Here is a 22,710-nt window from a genome sequence, read left to right as displayed (position 1 = left end):
TTCATAATCCAAATAGCTACAATAAATGAAAGTAGCTACTTATCTTTGCTTAATAGTAAGTGTACTTGAACTCAACACCCCAAACGCGCGGCTCATTTACGATACCTGTAAGGTTGTTGAAGTCGATTGCACCTTTAACATTGTCTTCGTCAGTAATGTTACGACCAAATAGCGCTACAGTGTAATTGTGCGCGAAGTTTTCGTAACCAATACGTAGACCGCCTTCAAAGTTGTCGTCAGTAGTGAACTCAACCGCTTCGTATAGGAAGATGTTTGTTTCACCTTGGAACGCCCAATCAGTAAATACAAAGAACTCGCCATCATCACCCATAGGGATGGTGTAACGTGCTGTGAAGTTAAAGATAGACTCTGGCGCCTGAGGGAATGGGTTGCCGTCGATAGAGGCTACAAAACCGTCTGGACGAGGGTCTGTTACTGTACAGTTACCGGTAAATCCATCAGCAGCACTTGTTCCACATGGTGAAACAGTCAAAGTATCATCTTTGATTTCAGTGTGGTTGTAGCTATAACCTGCGGTAAACGTAAGCTCATCAGTCGCTAGCCACTGTGCGTCTACTTCAAAACCGTACGCTTCGCCTTTGTCAGCGTTTACAAGCGCGGTAAAGTTGTTGCCACCACCGATTGCTGAGAACTGCATGTCATCTACTGTGTAGTAGAATGCTGCAGCGTTTAGACGTAGTGAGTCATCAAACAAGTCCGACTTAATACCAAGTTCAAATGAGTTGATCGTTTCTGCATCTGCAACTGAAGGCGAGCCTTCGAATGCAACGTCGCGGCCTTGAATTGTTTGAGCACGGAAGCCATTAGCGTAGCGAGCAAAAACAGACATATCATCAGTAACGCGATAGTTTGCGCTTAATTCAAAGCTCGCTTGACCGTCATCTACGTCAATGTCTTCATAGTCTTGAACTTGAGCTGCGCCAATTACTAGGGCAAAACCGTCAACGTTTTGGTCGCCAACTACTAAACTTTTAGAGTCGTGGGTGTAACGAATACCGCCCGTAACGTTTAGTTTTTCGTTAACTTGATAAGACGTCTGACCGAATACTGCCCACGTTTGGTTTTCGTGGAATACAGTTGTTGCACCAAAGAATCCGTCGATGCTGGTAACGTTAAACGATGCGTCATAGTAGAACGCACCTAGCTGCCAGTTCAAAGCATCGCGCGTGTTGCTTGAAAATCTAAATTCTTGGGTGTATTGCTCTAGGTCGTCAAGGTTATCTTGCGTTACCGCAGAGAAAGGAATAAACCCAGGGCCTGAAGTGCCGTCAGCACGATTAAAGCCACCATCAACGTCACCTAGGCTAGAGCCTTCAGCTGTTTCAATGGCTGAGATCGACGTGAATGTAACTTCGTCCATGTCGTACTCTAATTTAAGTGAAGCACCAAAACCGTCGTATTCTTGTGGGTTGTTATCAATGCCGTCGCCTTGAAGGTCGCCATCATAGAAAACAGTTTCGCGATCGTAGTTTTCGTTAAGTTCGTTGCTGCCTTTAGTAAACACGTTAGCGCGGAAAATAGACGCTGTGCCTTCAAGCTCACGGCCGTGTACGTTTAACAAAGCAGAAAAGTCGGCAGACGGCTCCCAAAGAAGCTGTAGACGGTAGGCTTTTTCGTCGTAGCCACCGATTGCATCGTTTTCGCCGGTGAAGGCATTATCGATGTAATCGTCGCGTTCTTGCGAAAGTAGCGATAAACGTGCAGAAAGCTCGTCAGTAAGACCGCCGCTAATGGCGCCTTCAAAGTTCATAGTTCCGTATGAACCGAAACCTGCTTTCGCATAACCTTCAACATCTTGTGTAGGCTTAACGGTGTCAAATTTGATTATGCCGGCTGTAGTGTTACGACCGAATAATGTACCTTGTGGACCGCGAAGTACCTCAACTTGTTGTACGTCGAAAAGCGGGAAGCTTTTCAGTACTACATTTTCCATTACCACTTCATCCATGATAATAGATACAGGCTGTGATGCAGCTAAGTCGAAATCGGTGTTACCTAAACCACGAATGTAAAAGCGTGGTGCGACACGTCCGTTTGAAGACTCGGCATAAAGGCCTGGAACGCGAACCGCTAAAGCAAGGATATCTTCACCGCCTGAGAAAAGGCTTTCGAATTTTTCACCGCTTAATGTCGCAACAGAAATAGGTACTTCCTGTATTGATTGAGTACGCTTTTGCGCAGTTACGGTAATCTGTTCAAGTGAGGCTTCTTTTTTTTCTGTCGATGCGGCCTCTTGTGCAAGAACTGAAGAGCTGAACGCAGCACTAACGGCTAACGCTAGCGTGGCGATTTTGTGTGTTCTCATGTTTCCACCAAGATGATTTATAAATTATACTTTTGTAGTGTTTTTAGCACAAAAATTAACAATCTATGCTTGGCGTTGCATTTTACACAAACTTTTAATTAAAAACTTCATATTTGTGCAAAAAAGGTGTGAGTTAGTCGAAAGTGCACTACATTAGGTAATGCTAATGTGTCTTAAAAGGTATGGTGCACGGTCTTAGAGCATTGATTAGGAACAATGATTCTTTTTTGGTGCTTGCCTGTGATCGGATTCAAGCGACCTCATCCGCGTTTAAACTTTGTTCGATATTGAGAAGGAGATAGACCCGTATACTTTTTGAATAGTCGGGTGAAAGAACTCAGGTCTTCATAGCCTACCGCGTTGATCAATAGCTCAAGCGGCATGCTGGATGTCTCGAGTAGTTTTCTTGCGTGTTCAATTCGCAGCGATTGTAAATACTGGCCGGGCGTGGTGTCGCAAGCGTTTTTGAAACGTCGTATCAATGTACGTTCTGTCATATTGTGCCGCATTGCTAAATCATGAAGCGAACATTTGCTTTGTAAGTTTCGTTCCAGAAAAGATTGGACCGCTTTAATAACTTTGTCGTTGTGAAACCGTCGTTGACGACTACTTGCATATACCGTTTGGCTGGTTCTGGACACATCCAACACATGAGACTTTGCAGTATCGCTGGCAATTTGGTGACCACAGTAACGCTCTATTAAGAGGATCGACAGGTCAATCCATGCCATACCGCCTCCCGCGCAATAGACGGTGTCGTCCTCTGTCACCATTTTCTCTGGCTGCAGGTTTACACTTGGAAACATGGTTTCGAATTTATCTGCGTAACCCCAGTGAGTCGTTGCGGTTTTATTGTTGAGTAAACCTGTCTGCGCTAATAAAAAATTACCCGTGCAATTAGCTGCTATATCCGCCCCCATTTTTTGAAGGCGCTTTATATGAACCAGTAGCGGCCGTGTATCATTCAGTACCTCATCAATATCACCACCGATAGTTGGAATAAGCAAAACATCGGTGTGAGATACATCTTCAATAGCAATATTCGGCTGCAGCACAACTTGATTAGAGCAGAGAATAGACTGTCCGTGATGACTCGCCAGCTGAACTTTAAATTGAGGTGCAGTAGGCAGATTGTGAATTCGCTGCCAACTAATACCAGCAAATGCAAACACATCAAGTGCGCCTGTAATGGCAGATGCCAAGGCTTGGTCAAAACCGAGAACGGTAACAGTGAATTTAGCGCTATTCATAAAAATAATTAAATTTATAAAAGAACATAAAGTTTAGTGATTGTTGGCGGTATAGGCCATTATTGTGTCATAAATGACAATAATGGCACGATAATGAATATGACACAATGCGTTAACAATTATTCGTAGGGGACAGAACACCATGGCCGACCAACTTATACCACGCCGTGAAATGCAATTTCAGCTGTACGAAGTATTAAATACTGCAGCACTGTGCGAAAAAGCACGCTTTGAAGAGCACAACGTTGAGACCTTCAATGCCGTTATTGACATGGCCGAAAAAATGGCAGAAGAGCTGTTTCTTCCCCATAACGCAGTAGCTGACAAAAATGAGCCTACGTTTGATGGCACCAAAGTATCTATGATCGACGAAGTAAAAGTCGCTTTCGATACCTACAGAGAGTCGGGCTTTATTGCGGGTCATTTCGACTTTGAAGATGGTGGCATGCAGCTTCCCGTCACCGTAATGAACGCATGTGCGGGCTATTTCTTAGCGGCAAATCCGTCGTCTACTGCATATCCTTTTTTAACTGCGGCTGCCGCCAACGTAATTAAACACTTTGCCTCAGACGATATCAAAAGCGCGTTTCTACCTAAAATGCTAGCGGGTGATTTTACCGGAACGATGGCGCTTACTGAGCCTCATGCGGGTTCGTCCCTTGCTGACATTCGCACCTCTGCGAAGCTGCAAGACGATGGTACGTACCGCATTAAAGGTAGCAAAATTTATATCTCAGGCGGTGAACATGAGCTTTCCGATAATATAGTTCATTTGGTACTAGCAAAAATTCCTGGCGGTCCTGCAGGTGTTAAAGGCATTTCACTATTTGCCGTACCTAAGTACCGACTAGATGCAGACGGCAACCCAAATGTACGCAATGATGTCACACTTGCCGGCCTTATTCATAAAATGGGTTATCGAGGCACCACTTCAACTGCATTGACCTTTGGTGAAAATGGCGATTGCCACGGCTACCTAATCGGTGAAGCTCATCAAGGTTTGCGCTATATGTTCATGATGATGAACGAAGCGCGCATTGGTGTGGGCTACGGTGCGGCTATGATTGGGTATCGCGGTTATCGCTATTCACTAGAATATGCTAAAGACCGCACACAAGGGCGCGCAGCGCCAAATTTAGCACCTGAAGACGAACCAACGCCTATTATTAATCACGGTGATGTTCGCCGCATGCTGCTAGCGCAGAAAGCGTATTGTGAAGGCGGTATGTCCCTTTGCTTATACGGCAGCATGTTGATTGATGAAATGGAAACCGAAGTAGACAGTGAAAAGCGTACTGAGCTTTCTCAGCTTCTTGACCTTTTAACCCCTGTATTTAAGGCGTGGCCTTCAGAGTTTGGCCCTAAAGCTAACGATTTGGCGATTCAGATTTTAGGCGGCGCTGGCTACACCCGTGAATACCCGGTTGAGCAATGCTGGCGCGATAACCGCCTAAACCCAATTCACGAAGGCACCAATGGTATTCAGGCGTTAGACCTGCTAGGAAGAAAATTGTGGCAGCACGATGGTAAAGGTTTGCAAGTGCTACTTTCTCGTGTCACGCGCGATATGAAGCGAGCAGAAACCCCAAGAGCACAGGCGCTGGCAGCAAAACTAAAACCTTATTTAGACCAACTTGGTGCACTTATACAACAAGCTGCTGCAGATTTGCGTTCTGACAAACAGTCTGTGTTGTTAACCAATGCTAGCTGCTTCTTAAATATCTTTTCAAGCTGTGTAGTGAGCTGGATTTGGCTGCGCCAAGCTAACGTTGCCGAGCAAGCGTTAAGCAAGGGTGCTGGCGAACAGGATGTTGACTTCTACGAAGGAAAGCTTGCCGCAGCAGAGTATTTTTTAAATTGGGAACTACCGCTAGTAAGCCGCGATATAGAAGTACTGACGTCACGAGAAGCATCTTGCAACAACGTTAAGGCAAGCTATTTCTAAATTTATATCATTACTATGTGCGCTTAAGACATTGCAGAAGAAGATGCAGCGCACGTAAATTAAACTGGAGTACAGCTAATGAATGTAGCTGCAAATGTTGAAGGTAAACATATTCTTATTACTGGTGGTGGCTCGGGGATCGGTGCCGCGTCAGCTCGCGTTTTAAGTGCACGTGGTGCAATAGTAGGTATTGCTGATCTCAATGAAGAGAACGCCAAAACACTGGCTGAAGAAATTATTGCATCAGGTGGTAAAGCGTATGCAGTGGCGGTTGATGTTACCGAACCTGCTCAGGTTAAGGCGATGTTCGAAGCGGCCCTTTCTCATCTTGAAAAGATTGACGTGATCATAAACAACGCGGGCATCGATCATTTTCCTGCGCCACTTACCGAAGTCGACGACGCGATGTTTATGAAAAACATTCAGGTCAACTTAGCAGGCGTGTGGTACTGCATGAAAAACGCACTGAAGCACATGACAGCAACAGGTGGCGGTCACATTATTAATATCGCCTCCGTAGCGGGTTTGCGCTCAGCGCCAATGATAAGTGCTTATAGTGCGTCTAAACACGGAGTAATAGGGCTGACTAAATCGGCGGCGGTGGAGTACGCGCGAGCGAACATTCGTATCAACGCGGTATGTCCTAGTTTTGTCGATACGCCTATGGTTCAAGGTGTGTTATCAAAGTTGGATGAACGAGGCCAAAAGGGGCTTATTGGCGCAAATCCAATGAAACGATTAGGTAAGCCTGAAGAAATCGCAAATGCTATAGCATGGCTATGTAGTGATGAATCGTCATTTATGACGGGGCAGTCTGTGGTACTTGACGGTGGTATGCTGGCATAAGCGCCAAGTGTGATGAAGATAAATCGATAAGCTTTTAAATAATCATATTTTTAAAGCCTATAAGAAACTTATTACAAGACAAATGCAGCTATCGTAGATAGGACACTGTGCTACGTAGTTTGCGTAAAAACAGCAAGAGAAGGAATGTTTAATGAACAACCTATTTGATTTAACAGGAAAAGTTGCACTAGTAACTGGTGCTAGCCGCGGTATCGGCGAATCTATTGCTCGGTTGCTGGCTCAGTATGGTGCTCACGTTATTGTATCAAGCCGCAAAATTGACGGCTGTGAAGCGGTTGCATCTTCAATTCGCGACGCAGGTGGAAAAGCAACGGCGCTGGCGTGCCACGTAGGTGAAATGGAGCAAATTACCGAAACCTTCAATGTCATCAAACGTGATTTCGGTAAGCTGGATATTCTTGTAAATAACGCGGCGGCCAATCCCTACTTTGGACACATTTTAGATACTGACCTTGGTGCCTACAACAAAACGGTAGACGTAAATATTCGTGGTTATTTCTTCATGTCGATTGAAGCTGGCAAAATGATGAAAGAGCAGGGCGGTGGCGTCATACTCAATACCGCTTCAGTAAATGGCGTAACGCCGGGCGATATGCAGGGTATTTACTCTATTACTAAAGCAGCCGTTATTAGCATGACTAAATCGTTTGCAAAAGAGTGCGGTAGCTTAAACATTCGCGTAAACGCATTACTGCCAGGTTTGACCGACACTAAATTTGCTTCAGCGTTAACGACCAACGAGCAAATCTTGAAGCACGCGCTGAAAGTTATTCCGCTAGGCCGCGTAGCCGACCCAGACGAAATGGCCGGCACAGTATTGTACTTAGTATCAGATGCATCAAGCTACACCACAGGCACGACAGTGGTTGTAGATGGTGGTATGCTAGCGTAAATAGTTTCAAATACGAGATACGACCATGCATATATGGGTTGACGCAGACGCGTGCCCTGCAGTTATCAAAGACATTCTTTTTAAGGCAGCTAGACGTACCAAGCTGCCTTTGTCTTTGGTGGCTAACCACTCTATGTCTGTACCACCAGACAAGCATATAACCTTAACGCAAGTGCCTTCTGGATTCGATGCTGCTGACGATTACATTGTAGAGAAGTGCGAAGCCGGTGATTTAGTGATTACCAACGACATTCCATTGGCCGCTGATGTACTGGCAAAAAACGCACTTGCGTTAAATAACCGTGGTGAAGAATACGACAAGTCGTCTATCAAGCAGATACTGGGTATGCGAGACTTCATGGATACCATGCGCTCAAGCGGTGAACACACCGGCGGGCCCAAAGCATTTTCACAGCGCGACAAACAAAACTTTGCCAACGCACTAGACCGCCTTTTAACCCAAGGCCTCCGCAACCTCAAATAAAATATTGGGGTCAGAGTACATTTCTACAGCATGTAACACCCAAAAATATGGGGTCAGGGTACTTTATATCCTGAAAAAATACTCTGACCCCATTAACTTTAGCAGTCGCCACCGCCGCCAGAATCACTGCTGCAAGATGAGCTTGAACTTATATTTGGCGTGTAAATGGCTGCACTGCTGTCTCCGTGGGAACCAGACTTACTGCCGCCTGTCTTTGTGGCAAACGACACTAAGAACACCAATGTACACAGAGCAATAATAGCGATAGGTGCTTTCCAGTCACCTGTTGTAGTGCCCGCGTAGCATGCGTACGCAGCCACGGCTAAACTCACAAGCCTTATTAGTAACCTCATAACGTCCTCCTTGTCACTGAAACGTATCAGGGTCAAAGTAAAGACTCTGAACCCATTTTGCCACTTTAAGATGGGGGCAGAAATGTACTCTGACCCCATTATTTGGTGGTTATTTAACTATGGTCATTTCTTCGATAAGGTTTGTTGCACCGTCAACGTATTCCATTACCCATAGCATGTAGCGGCTATCTACATGGATGGTACGGGTTGTTTTCGGATCGAAGTCCCAATCTGAATTAACGCTTTCAAACGTGCCGTCAAACAACAAGCCAATTAGTTCTGCTTTTGCGTTAAGCGTTGCTGAACCCGAATTACCGCCTGTAGAATCTAAATCCGTTAGGAAGTTAACCGGTACACTATTGATGTCTTCAAGTTTGTACGGACCGTACTGCTTGTCTTTAATAAGCTCAAGCTGCTTTTTCGGTGAATCAAACGGTGTTTCGCCTGTATCCTTTTCAGTAATGCCTTCAAGACGGGTAAAGGGTTCGTAAATGAGACCATCTTTTGGCGAGCCACCCATTACGTTACCGTAAGTCACACGAAGCGTGCTGTTGGCATCTGGATAAGCAAGGCTTCCCAAAGATTTTTGCCACTCGATAATGGCACTCATGTATTTAGGGCGAAGTGCAGCTGCTTTACCGCTAAGCGTTTTGCTTTTATCTTCAATGGCCATTTCGGTATCAAATAGCGCAACGGCAAGTTTTATGAACGGGTCGTTGCTGTTTTCAAAATCAGAACGGCTTGCAGTTAACCACTTCAAGCGATCTTCAGTGTTGTTCAGTGACGTGTTGTCATAAAACGCTTTCAACTTTTTATGAAGTGTTTTGCTGTCAGTATTACCATCAATGCCTACTGCTTTATCGAAAGCCGCAACGCGGTTTTCTTCAGGCTGGTCAAGGTACATGCTGATCATTTTTTGCCACACAGCTTGATCAACAACCGCATCAAAACGGCGTTCTATACGCTCTGCGCTTTCTTTAAGGCGAATTTGGTCGCGCTCTTGATATCCACGTTCGCGCTCTGTATCTGGCTTTTCTCTTTCAATTGCATTGCGATAAAGGGTCTGAGCAGAAGATAAAAGCTGTGCGCGACTTAGGTTGTTATACCAGAAGTTTTGCTTGTTCATCTGCATTTGTTCAGCGCTAACCGCATCAAGATCGGCAAGTGCTTGCTTCATTTCACCCTTACCGTTTTCATCGAGCCATGCTGCCAGCTGCTCTTCACGCTCGGCGCGGCGAGGAACAAGCCCAACACGCTTAGCACCAGAAAGCTGTCCTAAGGTATTTTTGTGAAAGTTATTCAGGCCAGCAAGTGTTGCTTCATATTTAATGCGCGCATCGCTACCTTCTTCAGACGAGCTTTCAATGGTCTTGATCCATTCGTCTACCAGTTCAAGGTAAGTAGGGTATAGCCAGTCAAACATGTACGAAACTTGCGACAACCGAGCATAGCGGTTTGTAGAACCAGGGTAGCCCGCTGCCATAACAAAATCACCGTCTTCAAGGCCAGCAGCCGATACTTTAAGGAAATGATCAGGTTTAAACGGCACATTGTCTTCACTGAAATCGGCTGGTTTTCCATCTTTACCAACGTAGGCGCGATAGAAAGAAAAATCACCAGTGTGACGAGGCCACATCCAGTTATCTACATCTCCGCCGTATTTTCCTATAGAGTCAGCAGGCGCATAGGCAATACGCACGTCACGGATTTCCATTTGCTTGATAAGCTTATACTCAAGGCCTTGGAAAAACGAAGGAACAGAGCAGCGGAAGCCTGCTTCAGACTCACATTCTGCAATGAGTGCTTTACGATTAGCTTCGATAAGGTCGTAGCGCTCACGCCCTTGAACATCATCACCGATACCGCCAACGACTTTGTCGGTTACGTCAGAAAAATCGACAGTAACGAACATGCGAGTACCCGGTGCGGCGGGCAGTTCATCACCAATTTCTTTTGCTAGAAAACCGTCTTTTAAGTAATTGTTTTCTGGAGTGCTGTTATATTGCACTGAACCGCGTGCGCAGTGGTGATTGGTTACTGCTAATCCTTTGTCAGACACAAACGATGCTGAACATCCACCAAGAGAAACAATAGCGCCCATAGGGAACGCGGTTAAATCATTAATACTACTAGCAGGAATTGCCAAACCGGTTTCTTTTAAATCGTCTGCAATTGAAGGGAGCTGTTCTGGCGTGAACATACCTTCCTTAGCGTTAACCTGCATTGCCGCGCCAATCAACGCAGCCGAAATACAAAATACACTTACTTTAGACATCGGTGATCCTTGTTCTTGTCGTCTATCTCATTGTTATAAATCAAACTTAATACATACCAAGTTAACGTTTACGTCAACATTGTTACAGTGTAACTAGAATACTCTGTGTGCCCTATAAAAAAGCGTATAGCGCACAGCGCAAATTTGTTAGGAAGTGTGACAAACTGCCAATGAAGGCAGAGAAAGGCGCTTTCATCGCAGAATTAGGAAAGACGAAAGGCAAATAATTCGAACGAAAACAAAAAAGGCAGAGTATCAAACTCTGCCTTTAGAATTAGAAGATCGGTAGTTAGCGATTAAAGTACTGACACCAATGCTTTCGCTAGTGTTTCCACGTTTTCTTGATTGATGCCCGCAATGTTTACGCGACTAGAATCTACAAAGTAAACGCTATGCTTTTCACGTACTTCGCGCACTTGCTCAGGTGTGATACACAAGAATGAGAACATACCTTTTTGGTCGTTCACGAAGCTAAAGTCTTTTGGTGAGCCATTATCGTGAAGGTTTTGAACAAGCATGGCACGTAGAGACTTCATGCGGTCGCGCATTTCGTTCACTTCAGATACCCACTCGTTATTAAGTGCTTCGTCAGAAAGAATGATGTCTACTAGTGCACCACCGTAGCTTGGCGGCATCGAGTAGATGCCACGTGCGATTGACTGAATTTGACCCTGCGCAATTTTACGAGTTGCTGAATCTTCAGTGATGATAGCTGCAAGACCAACGCGCTCGCGATAAAGGCCGAAGTTTTTAGAGCAAGACGCCGCTACAATTACTTCTGGAAGATTTTCAACCAACAAACGCATGCCGTAAGCATCTTCGTCTAAACCTTCACCGAAACCAAGGTAAGCCACATCGACGAAAGGTAAGAATTCACGCTCTTTCGCTACTTCGAGTACTTCATCCCATTGTGCATTAGTAAGGTCAGCACCTGTTGGGTTGTGACAGCATCCGTGAAGAAGAACGATATCGCCTTTTTCAGTCTTGCGAAGGGTTTCCATCATAGCGTCAAAACGAATGCTCGCTGACGCTTTATCGAAGTACGGATAGGTTTCAATTTTAAGGCCCGCAGAGCCGATAAGTGGAATATGGTTAGCCCATGTTGGGTCGCTTACCCATACTTTGCCATTTTCATTACAACGCACTAGCAACTCTGAAAGAATACGCAGCGCGCCACAACCACCTGGAGCTTGAACCGCTGCAACGCGGTCAGCAAGAAGTACAGGGCTATTCTTACCTAAAAGCAAAGACAACATACCGTCGATAAAACCTTGGTTGCCCTGAGGCGTGATGTAGGTTTTGCTGGTTTCTTTGTCTAAAAGCACTTTTTGCGCTTTTGCGACACTTGAAAGAATAGGGGTATTACCTTGCTCATCTTTATATACGCCAACACCTAAATCGATTTTATTTGGGTTGGTGTCTTCACGAAAAGCAGCTGACAGGCCAAGAATTGGATCTGGGGCGAGATGGGGTAATACTTCAAACACGATATGTCCTCACGTTACGTTGGTGTGCAATAATTAGCAGGCAGGCATTATGCCACCGATGGTAGAAAAAACGACCCCTAAAGGTTGAAAATATTTCAATTAATCTGCTTTATAAAGCGTAAACGAAAGTTTCATTTCAAAAATACGCTAAATTGAAAAAGAAAAGGCGCGGGTTTTCAGTGCAGCTCCCTTGTCCGAGAACCGACGTTCCTTCCAAGTAAGCGTATTGTTTTTATCAACCAACAACAAGGTAGACGTACGCGTGCCGTATTTTTCGGTTTGAATGAAAATGGAAGATAATGCCTTCTCCCATTCATAACCTATACCCGTGTCGGGTAGCTGGGCATCCTCTGCCTTATTTTCGTGACGTAAAATATCAAATAAATCGTCATCATTGATTGTGCTTTGCTGCTGCACATAGTCATTTAACGCAGTAACCCCTTGAGTGACTTTTGGCCATGGTGTTGCAATATCAGCATTTGACAACCCATACACACCGGTATCAATTGAATGGGTCGAATTGTTTACGTTGTTGTAAACGCGAAGTGCATTTACATCACCATATAGTAAGTTATATCCGTTGTACTGGTGACGAGTTTTTTCAAGCGTAGCTAAATATGCTGACTGCTCGGCAGAATCTTTTTGGGCCGGGTTTTGTTTAAGCCAATTAGCAACCAATTCCCCGCGGGATACTGCGTTTTTATTGATGTTGTGTGGGTCTCTCACATTGGTAAGCGCTGCAATTTTTCCGTTACGCGTAACACCCATCCAGGTGCCGTCAGCTTCTAAATCCTGCCCAGCAAGCATGTGCGGGTGGCTTTCCCAAAATGTTGAAGGTGCAGTCGGTCTTGCGTAAAACTCGTCTCGATTTGCTGCGATGATAAGAGGGTAGTCATCTCGCATCTTGTTTGCGATAAATAAAATACACATAGCGTACCTAGTGTCCTTTTCTTAACTTGTTCACCGCACATCGTCCAATCGCTTCTGTTAACAATTGCGTTACATTGTTGTTTTGATTACTCTTCATCAATATACGTGCAGTATGCCGTGTTACGTAGTAAAAGAATATGCGGGTACAAAATAGAAAAAGAAAGCACGAAGGCCTATGAAGTATTGAAAGCAACCTGCCAATAATGTCACGCCGATGTAGCTCATCAGTATTTAAAGCTATAAACCAAACCTTAAATAAAAACCTAAATAAAACCCAATATAGAACAAAAAGCAGAGCACAATAATAATGACAAAACCCTCGCATCCAAATCACCATTCTCAATTAGTCAGTAACGTCATCGTAGGGAGCAGTATTCCTCGTAAGTGGCCACAGTGGCTTTCGTCGTTTGCCGCGTGGGTGCTCACGAAAAGAGGGTGGCAAGTAGAAGGCGAACTCATTAATCAGAAAAAAGCCATCTTAGCGGTAGCGCCGCATACATCAAACTGGGACTTTTTTATCGGCTTATTCGTGGTTTTTTCATTCAAGCTAAACATTAATTTTTTTGGCAAACACACCATCTTTAAGCCACCACTAGGTGCCATTGTGAGAAGGCTAGGGGGCATTCCCATTGAAAGAAGTAAAGCCCACGGCGTGGTCATCTCTATTGCAAATAAAATTAAAGAGGCTGATCAGCTTATTCTTGCCTTAGCGCCAGAAGGTACTCGTAGCCCCATTTATCCATGGAAAATGGGGTTTATGCATATTGCACAACAAGCTGAAATTCCTGTTCAAGTCATAGGTTTGGACTACGCTAGAAAAAGAATTGTACTGGGGCCAATTATTCAGAAAGTAACTAATATAGATGAACAAATGCAAACTATTTATACGTTTTATGATAATGTTTGCGCAAAATATCCTAAAAACTGCATTATAAAGCCATAACCATTTTTGTAAGTGGTATATACGCATCTGTCATAAATAGACTAATCCGGTGCGTATTTGGCTAGGTCGCAAACATCTATTTTCGGAGCTTCACCCGTGACAAAATTGGGATTCACAACCCGTCAGGTACATTCTGATCGCATGCTAAACACCCCAGAACATGGTGGTGTACACAGCAGCACATCTAATTCGGTTCTTTTTGAGTTTAAAGATGCGCAAGGCATTATAGATGCGTTTCAAGGCAAGCGCGCAGCTCACGTTTACTCACGTTCTTCTTCGCCTTCGGTGGCTGCATTACAAAATATGCTGAATGACTTAGAAGGCGGTGTAGGTACGTTATGCTACTCAACCGGTATGGCGGCTATAAGCAGTTCTTTATTTGCCTTGTTAAAGGCGGGCGATCATTTAATCGTAAGCCAATACCTTTTCGGCAACACAAGAAGCTTTTTCGAAACGATTAAAGACTTTGGTGTGCAGGTTACGTACACAGATGTGACCGACATTCAACAAGTTAAAGAAGCTTATCAGCCAAACACGAAAGGTGTTTACACAGAAACCGTGGCAAACCCTGTAACACAGGTTGCTGATCTTCACGCCATTGGTCAATTCTGTGAAGAAAAGCACATGCTGTTTATGGTTGATAACACCATGACACCGCCGCCTGTTTTCTACGCAAAAGATGTTAAGGCTTCGCTAGTGTTTTGCTCATTAACCAAATATATAGCAGGTCACGGTAATGTATTAGGCGGCGCAGTAGTCGACACTGGCAACTTTGACTGGACAAAGTTTGACAACCTCAAGCCTGCTTATCAGGTTGCTGATACAGCACAGTGGGGCATTACTCAAATCAAAAAGAAAGGCCTTCGTGATTTAGGCGCTACATTGGCACCTCAATCAGCCACGGCTATCGCTTTAGGCATGGAAACCTTAGATCTGCGTTTAACTCGAAGCCAACACAATGCTATGCAGCTAGCAACCTTTCTAGATAATCACCCGAAAGTCTCTAAAGTGTTTTATCCAGGTCTTGCCGACCATCCACAGCATTTTATGGCAAGGGAATACCTTAACGGTGGCTACGGTGCAATTTTGAGTTTTGATCTTATTGACGGTGCAGATCCTGTGGCGTTTTTGAACGAAATGGAGCTGGTTATTTGTGCAACTCACTTAGGTGATAATCGCACTCTAGCACTACCTGTAGCCCCTACTATTTATTTCGAGAACACAGCAGAAGAACGTGAGTTAATGGGTATTTCCGATACCATGTTACGTATTTCGGTAGGTATTGAAGACACTCAGGATCTTATTGCGGATTTTGAAGCAGCGCTAAACACGATCTAGGCAATGTTTTGCTGGGGCAAAGTACAGAAAAAGGGGCTTTCGCCCCTTTTTTATTTTGTAATAATTGCGCTCAATATGATTGAAGCAATAAGTTTTACTGGCATCTGTTAGTCAAAACCTAACGTGATTTGACCGCGAATTTCACCACTTGGGAATGCATCTGAGTGGAAGTTAGTGTAAAGACCCCCGTCTGCCATTACGCCCATTTGTTCAGCGGTTAATGTAGTATTAGCTGGTACAGACCACATTCCATCGGTACCATCGGTGAGCCCCAATAACACACCACCATTTACACCCGCTTCACCTTCGTGAATGTGCGCCATGTTGGCAGTCATACCAGTTATAGTTACGCTACCAGATAATGCGCCTGTGGATGTGTTAAGCGTAAATGCGCCCGCACCGCTTGCCGTTGTTGTTACTGCAGGCACTTCCTGTAAACCATCAGCAACAATGCCGTACACTTCAATGTTATCAGGCGTAATTTGGCCGCGAATTTCACCACCAGTGAATGCCGCTGTATGCACATTCACATAGTGACCACCTGAAAGTAATTGCGTAGCAGTGGCTTCATCTAGCATTACGCTACCGTCTGTCATCCACACACCCGCCGTTTCTTCGCTCTCGACCAACGCTTCTAGCACAGGCCCATTTACACCAGCAAATCCAGTGTGAATATGTGCCATAGTCGCGTTATCGATTGTGGTTACCGCCACAAGAGAAACGTTGTTGTTAGTGGTATCGAAAAGAGCATAGCCAGAGCCCATTGCCATAGTATCTACTGCTGGTACTTCTTGACTGCCACTTAGCGAGAATGTCACTACCGCTGTTGTATCAGGAACAATTTGACCACGGACCTCACCACTAGGGTTAGCCGTGGTGTGAACATTTAGATACCATTCACCGTTAGTCAGTGCATCTAAGTTGCTAGGTGAAATATTAGTTTCAGCGAGAACATAAGTACCATTACCAGCATCTGTCAGTGGGAAAGCAACCGGGCCGTTCATGCCGATGCCGCCATCGTGTACGTGTACACCCGTAACGTCGGTTAGGCCTGAAACGTCAACGCTTACGCTAAATGCAGGCAAGTCTTCGTCTATCTCAACTACTGCTGTTGCAGTAGACATGGTATCGACTGCAGGCACCTCTTGTGAACCACTCAGATTAACGTTGTAAGTCATGTCAGCGTTAAAAGCAGGTGGAGGTGGTGCTAGGCCATCAAGTAATGCTAATTGAGGTAAATCACCTTCCATTGCGCCGTCTAGTGCAATTGCCGTGTAAATCTCGCCATTTTCTAATGATAAGACGTCTGTTTCAATTGCCGCTGTCTTGGTACCAGTAGGCGTAACCGTCACTACGTAGTCACCTTCCGCAAGGCTTACATATCCTGTTTCAACAAGCTCGCCAGTCTCATAGGCAATATCGGCAAATGCCGGGTCAACCGCATCAATTTCGCCATCTGCGGTTACGTAAATATCGACGTTACCCGCTGAAGGTGAAGCATGTACAATACGCACTTTCGCTTCAGTCGCTACGGAGCGGGGCATATCAACAAGCACATCAAGCTCTGGCGCCGCTAAAACGTTGTTTGCGATAGCGGTATAAGACATACCTACTTCTAGTGTCAATTCTGCATCGTCAATTGCCACAACACTGTTGTCGCTATCGGCTACAACATCAATTAAGTAATCACCCGCAGCAACAGACAGGTAATCGGTGGTGCGTGGGAACTGAATGCCGTCTACTAGCACAATCTCGTTATTGGCAATAACATCCACCGCTGGCGCGTCGCTAATACCGTGCACTACGCGAATTTCGGCACCTGCCTCTGAATCCCAAATTTTGAAACTGCTGTCACCGTCTGCAGCCAGTAATGTTACTGGTGAGTCGCCTGTACCTACGTTATTAGTGGCAGCAATAAGCAAATCGGCACCGTCTGCAAGGTTTACCGTACCAGAGTCGTATACAACCGTTGTCTCACCGGCCGGTGTAATACGAATTTGGTAATCGCCTGCTGGTACTTGAATCAAGTCAGTAGAATCTGTGAATTCAGCGGTAACAAGTGGTTGCTCTGCTGTGATATCTGCTTCTGGTGCTGTAACGTAAATATCAACCGTTGGCGCCATAGACGCTGCATGTACAATTTGTACTTGAGCGTTACCAGCATCAACTGCGGTTTCCATGCTGGTTACAGTTAAAAGCGATAATGTTTCATCGCCAACATTACCCACGGCAAAAATATCGTAGTTCACGTCAGCTTCTAAAGTAACGTCAGCTTGCAGCACTTCAGCGTTTTCACCTGGGAGAATACCTGTTACCCCAATATCGTATGTACCCGTTTCAACTTCAAACCGCGATGAAGCGACCTGGTAATCTACATTTTCCAACCCGTTCAGAATTGCGTCGTTAGCGGTGACATTGACCATAGGAGCGTCAGATGCTGCGTGAACAACGCGAACGTTGGAATACTCAATAACGGGGGCGGGGACCTCAACGACTTCATCATCGTCATCATCAGAGCAGCCGATTAAAAATAGTGGTAATATTGAACATGCAAGGAGCGCTTTAGTCCTTTTCATATTTTGTATCCTCTTAATTGTGTTGTGGCAAACTCGGTTACGCTGAGCAAATAAGAGAAGATCAACCTCCTTGCAACATTAACGTAATGTAATGTTTTCAATAATTTCACATTTGTTCTTTTCCTTGGTAGTTTGTTCTACAAAATAGAACGAAGCCTTCATGTTTTTGATATTTTCATCCAACCCGATTGCCGTAATATAACCATATATTATCGAAACAACGAATATTGGAGTTCGGCATGAAAAAAGTACTGGCTATATTTTCCAGCCTAAATGGCAACCAAGGTAATTCTTCAAAGCTTGCAAACGAGTACCTTTCAAAAATCGAGAATGACGGTTCTGTACACATTAACCGCGTGGATGTTGCCTCTCTGGCACTGCCTCATTTAACAGGTGAAGAAATGCAGGCCTGGATGACTGAGGCGCCTGAGCGAAATGAATCACAACAGGCATTGGCAAAATTCTCTGATGACATTGTTGAAGCAGTAAAAGCGGCTGACGAAATTGTGCTAGCCGTGCCAATGTACAACTTTGGCATCCCATCGAGCTTAAAAGCTTACTTCGACCGTATTGCAAGAGCTGGTATAACATTTAAATATACCGAGACAGGTCCTGTCGGATTGCTAGAAAATAAATCAGCCACGGTTTTTGCTGCTCGCGGTGGTGTGTATGCAGGTTCAGACTTTGATACGCAAACGCCGTATTTAAAACACTTTTTAAATTTTGTTGGTATCAGTGACGTAAAATTCGTTTACGCTGAAGGACTTAACATGGGCGAAGAGCAAGCAAACAAGGCTTTTTCTGAGGCGAGCGAAAAAATTATTGAACTAACCAACAACTAAACACACTAAATTAATGCAGTTAGCTAAAACGTAGGAAGTATGTTTTCAGCTAAAAGTGTGTTCCAAGTTGAGTGTGCTTGATTGCCCCGCGTGTTACGCGGGGCTTTTTTATGCGCGGCTTTTAGATTCTCGTTTGGTGTGACCTATAGGCAGCGTTGATATTTGCGGTTTTATTCGCTTTTGAGGAGTGCCTCTATGTCAGCGATAAAAGCCGGATCAGTGGGCTTTGTTGAACTAGGGTAGTGGGTTATTTGCTTACCGGAGCTGTCAATAAGGTACTTATTAAAGTTCCATGATGGCGCTTTGCCGGTGGCGGTTTTTAGCATTCTATAGATAGGATCGGCGTCTTCACCTTTTACCGATATCGGTTCAAACATCGGAAACTTTACGCCATAAGTCAATTCACACAGTTCTGCCGTTTTGCCTTCATCATTATCTTCTTGGTTAAAATCGTGCGAGGGGAAGCCAAGTACTACAAAATCTTTGTCTTTGTAGTCACTATAAAGGGCTTCTAAACCTTCAAATTGTGGCGTGTAGCCGCAATAGCTGGCTGTGTTCACCACTAAAAGGGTCTTTCCGGCATATTCGTTACACAAATTCACCGTTTCTTGTGAGTTGAGCTTACGCTTCATGAACTTTAGTACGCTGGGGCACTCGCTCGCAAAGCTAGGAGTAGTGAAAAAGCTGAGCGCAAGCAACGCAGGTACAAAACCTTTCGCTTTCATAGTGTTTTACCTCATCAGTGAATTTTTGTTATTTTGTTCAGGCCGACAGACCAGTTTCACAACCATAAACGCAGATGGTTTACGTTTGGTTCACTATCTCAATCGATGAACGTTAGCGCATTAGTAACTGCTCTGCGTATAATGTTAACGTTTTTTACATAACAACGACTTAAAATAATGAAAAAATACTCTTCTTTACTCATCGCGGCTAGCGTTACTTTTGCGTTGGGCGGATGTGCAAGCACTACTAACGAACCATCTAGCCAAACAGCGTCTACATCGCTTCCTGCTGCCACTGTCCAGCAAACCGTTACACCCGATGTCGCGCCTCAGAACAGCGCGAAAAATGGTGAAATTACTTTAAAGCAAATAATGTCAGACCCTCAATGGATGGGCGCGCTACCCGAAGGTATGGGGTGGTCGGTCAATGGCGATAAAATTGTTTTTGAAAAAGAAAGACAGAATAGCGCGTTAACAGATGTTTATGTTGCTGAACTCTCAAACCCTGCAAATGCCGTAAAAGCACCGTTGTCAGATTTGCACAAGTATCGTTTTGACGAACGTGTAGTAAGAAATGATGGTGTAATTGCTTATTCATTTGAAGACAGTGTTTATGTGCAATTTACCAACGGTGAAACCGTGCGTATCGCGCGTGGCGGGAGTGCGCTGTCAACGCTTTCATTTATGACTGATGGCCGCTTAATGGCGTTAAGCGGTAACAAATTTATTGCTATAGACCTATCTAACGGCACCCGCGAAGAATTATTGAGCTGGGAGTTTAGCGACGAACCCAAAGCGGTTGAGCCGCCTAAAGATTATATTGCCGAGCAGCAACAGTCGCTGGTGGAATACATCAAACTACAGCGCAAAAACAGACAAGAAAAAGACGACGCTCAAAAAGCGTTGGCCAAAGAAAACAGCAGTGTAGCACCTACGCCGTTTTACTTTGATAAGTCGCATCGACTAGCGGGTATTAGCGTATCGCCTGCGGGTAACTTTGCAGTAGTCGCCACCACGGAAAGTAAGCCGACTCGTGATGACAGCGACATCATGCCGCATTATATCCAAGAAGACAGCCGCATTGCCGCGAAGCCGGTACGCCAACGTGTTGCAGATGCAGAATCGGTAAATCATGAACTGTGGCTGCTTAATTTGAAAACTGGCGAGAAGAGTGAACTTAAATACTTTAATTTGCCTGGGTACAATGACGACGTACTTGCAGATGTAAAAGAAGAAAACGCGAAAGCAAAAGGCGAGACCTATGAAGTTAATCGTTTGCCGCGCGACATTACCTTACTGCAAAGCTGGTATTGGACTAAGCCTTCGATTCGCTGGCACAAAAACGGTAACGCTGTTGCCGTCATGCTAGAAGCGTGGGACAACAAAGACCGCTGGATTGCAACGGTCGACTTAGCGAATAAAACGCTAGAAAACCAACATAGGCTTCATGACGATGCGTGGGTAAACTACCGTTTCAACGCATTTGATTGGCTAAATGACAGCGAAACACTTTACTATCAGTCTGAGCATACTGGTTACTCTCACTTATACGTTCAAAAGCCTGGCGAGGAGCCTTTCGCGCTAACCAGCGGCCGTTTTATTGTTGACGATTTAACGCTTTCTAGCGATGACAATTATATCTACTTTAAAGCTAATATGGAGCACCCGGGGCTTTACGAAGTTTATCGTGCAGATTTAAGTGACAATACCATCGATACCATGACTGATTTGAATGGTATGACAGACTATTCACTTAGCCCTGATGGTAAAAATTTGCTGCTAAGCCATAGCAAGGTGAATCAACCACAAGAGCTTTACATTAAGCCAGCAAACGAAACAACAGCGGCAAAGCAAATCACGCAAAGCACCAGTGCTGATTTTAATGCACTTCCATGGGCGGTGCCTAGCATCGTTGCTATTGAATCGTCGCATACCGATGCACCTATTTACGCACGAGTATATTTACCGGAAAATTACGACAAGACGGCACCAAATAAAGCGGTAGTGTTTAATCACGGTGCAGGCTACTTGCAAAACGCCCACATGGGGTGGTCTGGTTACTTCCGAGAATACATGTTCCACAGCATGCTCGTGCAGCAAGGCTATGTCGTACTAGATATGGACTATCGCGCTAGTGCTGGCTACGGACGTGATTGGCGAACCGCTATTTATCGTCAAATGGGTACGCCTGAAGTGCAAGATTTGCGTGATGGTGTTAACTGGCTTGTTGAAAATGCAAATGTAGATCGTGAGCGTATTGGCACATACGGCGGTTCATACGGCGGCTTCTTAACCTTTATGTCTATGTTTACCGCGCCAGATCTGTTTGCGGCAGGTGCAGCACTTCGCCCGGTAACCGATTGGGCCCATTACAACACGCCATATACGGCTAATATTCTGAATACGCCTGATATCGATCCCATTGCGTTTGAGCGTAGCTCGCCAATTTATTTTGCCGATGGACTAGAAAAGCCTTTGCTTATCAATGCGCCTATGGTTGATGACAATGTGTTTTTCCACGACACCGTGCGATTGGTACAGCGTCTTATCGAGCTTGAGAAAGAAGATTTTGAAACGGCCATTTATCCGGTAGAGCCACATGGCTTTGTGCAGCCAAGCTCGTGGCTAGATGAGTACCGCCGTATCTATAAGTTATTTGAAGAAAACTTATAAGCAAAGCCTTTATTTGAATCGCCCAACGTCTAAGAAGCGCTGGGTTGTTCATAAAGTAATAGGCATACAGCAAAAGGCCCAAATTCAATGAATTAGGGCCTTTTTTTAATCTTCATTTTTTGCTTCAGCACATTAATCTGCTTTAACAAATCAAAATGCGCAAAAAGAGTGACACTATATCGCTCGAGTTTCTATTTTCTTTTCGCCGTAATGAACATAAGTAAAAAGATTGCGATACCCGTTAGCGCACCAAATAAATGCGCGTCTACGGCAACCTTTGCGTCAATCAGGTTGGCAACTTGTTCGCTACTACCGTCAATTTGTTCGTATCCCACCTTGATGGCTAGACCTATAAGCAATAACCAACCCGACTTCATTTTCTCTTTTATATCAACACAGGCGCCCCATGCGAAGATACCGTGTAATGCGCCAGACAAACCCGCGTACCATATTAGATCTGGAGAGAAGAAATAAAGCCCGACACTGGTCCCTAAGCAGCACCATACAAAAACTTTTAAGTACAAACCAATGCGATAATGTTCACCGTGTAGGGCCCACAATAGCGCCAGACCTGCTAAATTTAAAAGTAGGTGGTAGCCATTGGTATGCACGATATTGCCGCTGACTATTCGCCAAGTTTCTAGACCTTGAATGGCGTACCTGTCGTAAGCCAAAAAATTGCCAGACATAGGCTCAAAGAAAAACGCGACAACGGAGCATAGCGCAATAAATAAAGGACCAGCGCTATACTTAAGCGAAAACGGCAGTGACATCATCAGTGTTAGTTATTTTTGAATTCAGAAT

17 protein-coding genes are annotated in these 22,710 nt (G+C 44.7%); 8 read left to right on the top strand and 9 right to left on the bottom strand.

The window, feature by feature from the left end:
* Positions 1–49 precede the first annotated feature (49 nt).
* A complete protein-coding gene (locus ACXAFM_RS00745; RefSeq protein WP_474832721.1) occupies positions 50–2,326 on the bottom strand; it encodes a TonB-dependent receptor in 2,277 nt (758 codons plus the stop codon).
* A gap of 260 nt (positions 2,327–2,586) precedes the next feature.
* On the bottom strand, positions 2,587–3,576 hold the full coding sequence (locus ACXAFM_RS00740) for a GlxA family transcriptional regulator (RefSeq protein WP_474832717.1): 990 nt from the start codon (positions 3,574–3,576) through the stop codon (positions 2,587–2,589).
* 142 nt (positions 3,577–3,718) lie between these two features.
* On the opposite strand from ACXAFM_RS00740, the gene ACXAFM_RS00735 reads away from it, so the two are divergent.
* From ACXAFM_RS00735 to ACXAFM_RS00720, 4 genes are all read left to right on the top strand, one after another.
* A complete protein-coding gene (locus ACXAFM_RS00735; protein ID WP_474832714.1) occupies positions 3,719–5,521 on the top strand; it encodes an acyl-CoA dehydrogenase in 1,803 nt (600 codons plus the stop codon).
* A gap of 78 nt (positions 5,522–5,599) precedes the next feature.
* On the top strand, positions 5,600–6,367 hold the full coding sequence (locus ACXAFM_RS00730; protein ID WP_474832711.1) for an SDR family NAD(P)-dependent oxidoreductase: 768 nt from the start codon (positions 5,600–5,602) through the stop codon (positions 6,365–6,367).
* 151 nt (positions 6,368–6,518) lie between these two features.
* Positions 6,519–7,280, top strand: coding sequence for an SDR family oxidoreductase (locus ACXAFM_RS00725; protein ID WP_474826012.1), 762 nt, complete (start codon positions 6,519–6,521; stop codon positions 7,278–7,280).
* A gap of 25 nt (positions 7,281–7,305) precedes the next feature.
* Positions 7,306–7,764 carry a YaiI/YqxD family protein gene (locus ACXAFM_RS00720; protein WP_120959091.1) on the top strand — a complete coding sequence of 153 codons (459 nt, stop codon included), beginning with the start codon at positions 7,306–7,308 and terminating at the stop codon, positions 7,762–7,764.
* Between the two features lie 98 nt (positions 7,765–7,862).
* Here ACXAFM_RS00720 and ACXAFM_RS00715 read toward each other — a convergent pair whose 3' ends face one another.
* The 4 genes from ACXAFM_RS00715 to ACXAFM_RS00700 all read right to left on the bottom strand — a co-directional run bounded on the left by ACXAFM_RS00715 (position 7,863) and on the right by ACXAFM_RS00700 (position 12,809).
* A complete protein-coding gene (locus ACXAFM_RS00715; RefSeq protein ID WP_474826010.1) occupies positions 7,863–8,117 on the bottom strand; it encodes a hypothetical protein in 255 nt (84 codons plus the stop codon).
* A 109-nt stretch (positions 8,118–8,226) separates the two neighbouring features.
* Positions 8,227–10,392, bottom strand: coding sequence for a S46 family peptidase (locus ACXAFM_RS00710; RefSeq protein WP_474826008.1), 2,166 nt, complete (start codon positions 10,390–10,392; stop codon positions 8,227–8,229).
* Between the two features lie 296 nt (positions 10,393–10,688).
* Entirely contained in the window at positions 10,689–11,879 is a 1,191-nt protein-coding gene (locus tag ACXAFM_RS00705; protein WP_474826006.1) for an amino acid aminotransferase, read from the bottom strand.
* Between the two features lie 147 nt (positions 11,880–12,026).
* Complete coding sequence (locus ACXAFM_RS00700) at positions 12,027–12,809, bottom strand: NRDE family protein (protein WP_474826004.1); 783 nt, start codon at positions 12,807–12,809, stop codon at positions 12,027–12,029.
* A 307-nt stretch (positions 12,810–13,116) separates the two neighbouring features.
* Between ACXAFM_RS00700 and ACXAFM_RS00695 the strand changes: the two genes are divergently transcribed.
* Together ACXAFM_RS00695 and ACXAFM_RS00690 are read left to right on the top strand one after the other, a co-directional pair.
* On the top strand, positions 13,117–13,752 hold the full coding sequence (locus tag ACXAFM_RS00695) for a 1-acyl-sn-glycerol-3-phosphate acyltransferase (protein WP_474826002.1): 636 nt from the start codon (positions 13,117–13,119) through the stop codon (positions 13,750–13,752).
* 96 nt (positions 13,753–13,848) lie between these two features.
* The gene (locus ACXAFM_RS00690; RefSeq protein ID WP_474826000.1) at positions 13,849–15,090 is read left to right on the top strand and encodes a cystathionine gamma-synthase family protein; all 1,242 of its coding nucleotides are present in this window, start codon (positions 13,849–13,851) and stop codon (positions 15,088–15,090) included.
* A 107-nt stretch (positions 15,091–15,197) separates the two neighbouring features.
* On the opposite strand, the gene ACXAFM_RS00685 is transcribed toward ACXAFM_RS00690, so the two are convergent.
* Positions 15,198–17,666: a CHRD domain-containing protein gene (locus ACXAFM_RS00685; protein WP_474825998.1), complete on the bottom strand. Its 2,469-nt coding sequence runs from the start codon at positions 17,664–17,666 to the stop codon at positions 15,198–15,200.
* Between the two features lie 239 nt (positions 17,667–17,905).
* On the opposite strand from ACXAFM_RS00685, the gene ACXAFM_RS00680 reads away from it, so the two are divergent.
* Positions 17,906–18,508, top strand: coding sequence for an FMN-dependent NADH-azoreductase (locus tag ACXAFM_RS00680; RefSeq protein ID WP_474825996.1), 603 nt, complete (start codon positions 17,906–17,908; stop codon positions 18,506–18,508).
* A gap of 170 nt (positions 18,509–18,678) precedes the next feature.
* On the opposite strand, the gene ACXAFM_RS00675 is transcribed toward ACXAFM_RS00680, so the two are convergent.
* On the bottom strand, positions 18,679–19,233 hold the full coding sequence (locus ACXAFM_RS00675; RefSeq protein WP_474825994.1) for a glutathione peroxidase: 555 nt from the start codon (positions 19,231–19,233) through the stop codon (positions 18,679–18,681).
* A 177-nt stretch (positions 19,234–19,410) separates the two neighbouring features.
* On the opposite strand from ACXAFM_RS00675, the gene ACXAFM_RS00670 reads away from it, so the two are divergent.
* Complete coding sequence (locus ACXAFM_RS00670) at positions 19,411–21,906, top strand: S9 family peptidase (protein ID WP_474825992.1); 2,496 nt, start codon at positions 19,411–19,413, stop codon at positions 21,904–21,906.
* Positions 21,907–22,097: 191 nt separating this feature from the next.
* On the opposite strand, the gene rrtA is transcribed toward ACXAFM_RS00670, so the two are convergent.
* A complete protein-coding gene (gene rrtA, locus ACXAFM_RS00665) occupies positions 22,098–22,682 on the bottom strand; it encodes a rhombosortase (protein WP_334037388.1) in 585 nt (194 codons plus the stop codon).
* Positions 22,683–22,710 lie beyond the last annotated feature (28 nt).

It is taken from the genome of Alteromonas sp. ABD4_190 (assembly GCF_056160105.1).
This window is presented reverse-complemented; position numbering and strand designations above follow the sequence as displayed.

Coding starts and splice junctions, on each gene's coding strand:
- ACXAFM_RS00735 (WP_474832714.1), top strand. CDS start 3,719: ATGGCCGACCAACTTATACCACGCCGTGAAATGCAATTTCAGCTGTAC.
- ACXAFM_RS00695 (WP_474826002.1), top strand. CDS start 13,117: ATGACAAAACCCTCGCATCCAAATCACCATTCTCAATTAGTCAGTAAC.
- ACXAFM_RS00680 (WP_474825996.1), top strand. CDS start 17,906: ATGAAAAAAGTACTGGCTATATTTTCCAGCCTAAATGGCAACCAAGGT.
- ACXAFM_RS00710 (WP_474826008.1), bottom strand. CDS start 10,392: ATGTCTAAAGTAAGTGTATTTTGTATTTCGGCTGCGTTGATTGGCGCG.
- ACXAFM_RS00720 (WP_120959091.1), top strand. CDS start 7,306: ATGCATATATGGGTTGACGCAGACGCGTGCCCTGCAGTTATCAAAGAC.
- ACXAFM_RS00740 (WP_474832717.1), bottom strand. CDS start 3,576: ATGAATAGCGCTAAATTCACTGTTACCGTTCTCGGTTTTGACCAAGCC.
- ACXAFM_RS00675 (WP_474825994.1), bottom strand. CDS start 19,233: ATGAAAGCGAAAGGTTTTGTACCTGCGTTGCTTGCGCTCAGCTTTTTC.
- ACXAFM_RS00715 (WP_474826010.1), bottom strand. CDS start 8,117: ATGAGGTTACTAATAAGGCTTGTGAGTTTAGCCGTGGCTGCGTACGCA.
- ACXAFM_RS00725 (WP_474826012.1), top strand. CDS start 6,519: ATGAACAACCTATTTGATTTAACAGGAAAAGTTGCACTAGTAACTGGT.
- ACXAFM_RS00745 (WP_474832721.1), bottom strand. CDS start 2,326: ATGAGAACACACAAAATCGCCACGCTAGCGTTAGCCGTTAGTGCTGCG.
- ACXAFM_RS00730 (WP_474832711.1), top strand. CDS start 5,600: ATGAATGTAGCTGCAAATGTTGAAGGTAAACATATTCTTATTACTGGT.
- ACXAFM_RS00670 (WP_474825992.1), top strand. CDS start 19,411: ATGAAAAAATACTCTTCTTTACTCATCGCGGCTAGCGTTACTTTTGCG.
- ACXAFM_RS00685 (WP_474825998.1), bottom strand. CDS start 17,666: ATGAAAAGGACTAAAGCGCTCCTTGCATGTTCAATATTACCACTATTT.
- ACXAFM_RS00700 (WP_474826004.1), bottom strand. CDS start 12,809: ATGTGTATTTTATTTATCGCAAACAAGATGCGAGATGACTACCCTCTT.
- rrtA (WP_334037388.1), bottom strand. CDS start 22,682: ATGATGTCACTGCCGTTTTCGCTTAAGTATAGCGCTGGTCCTTTATTT.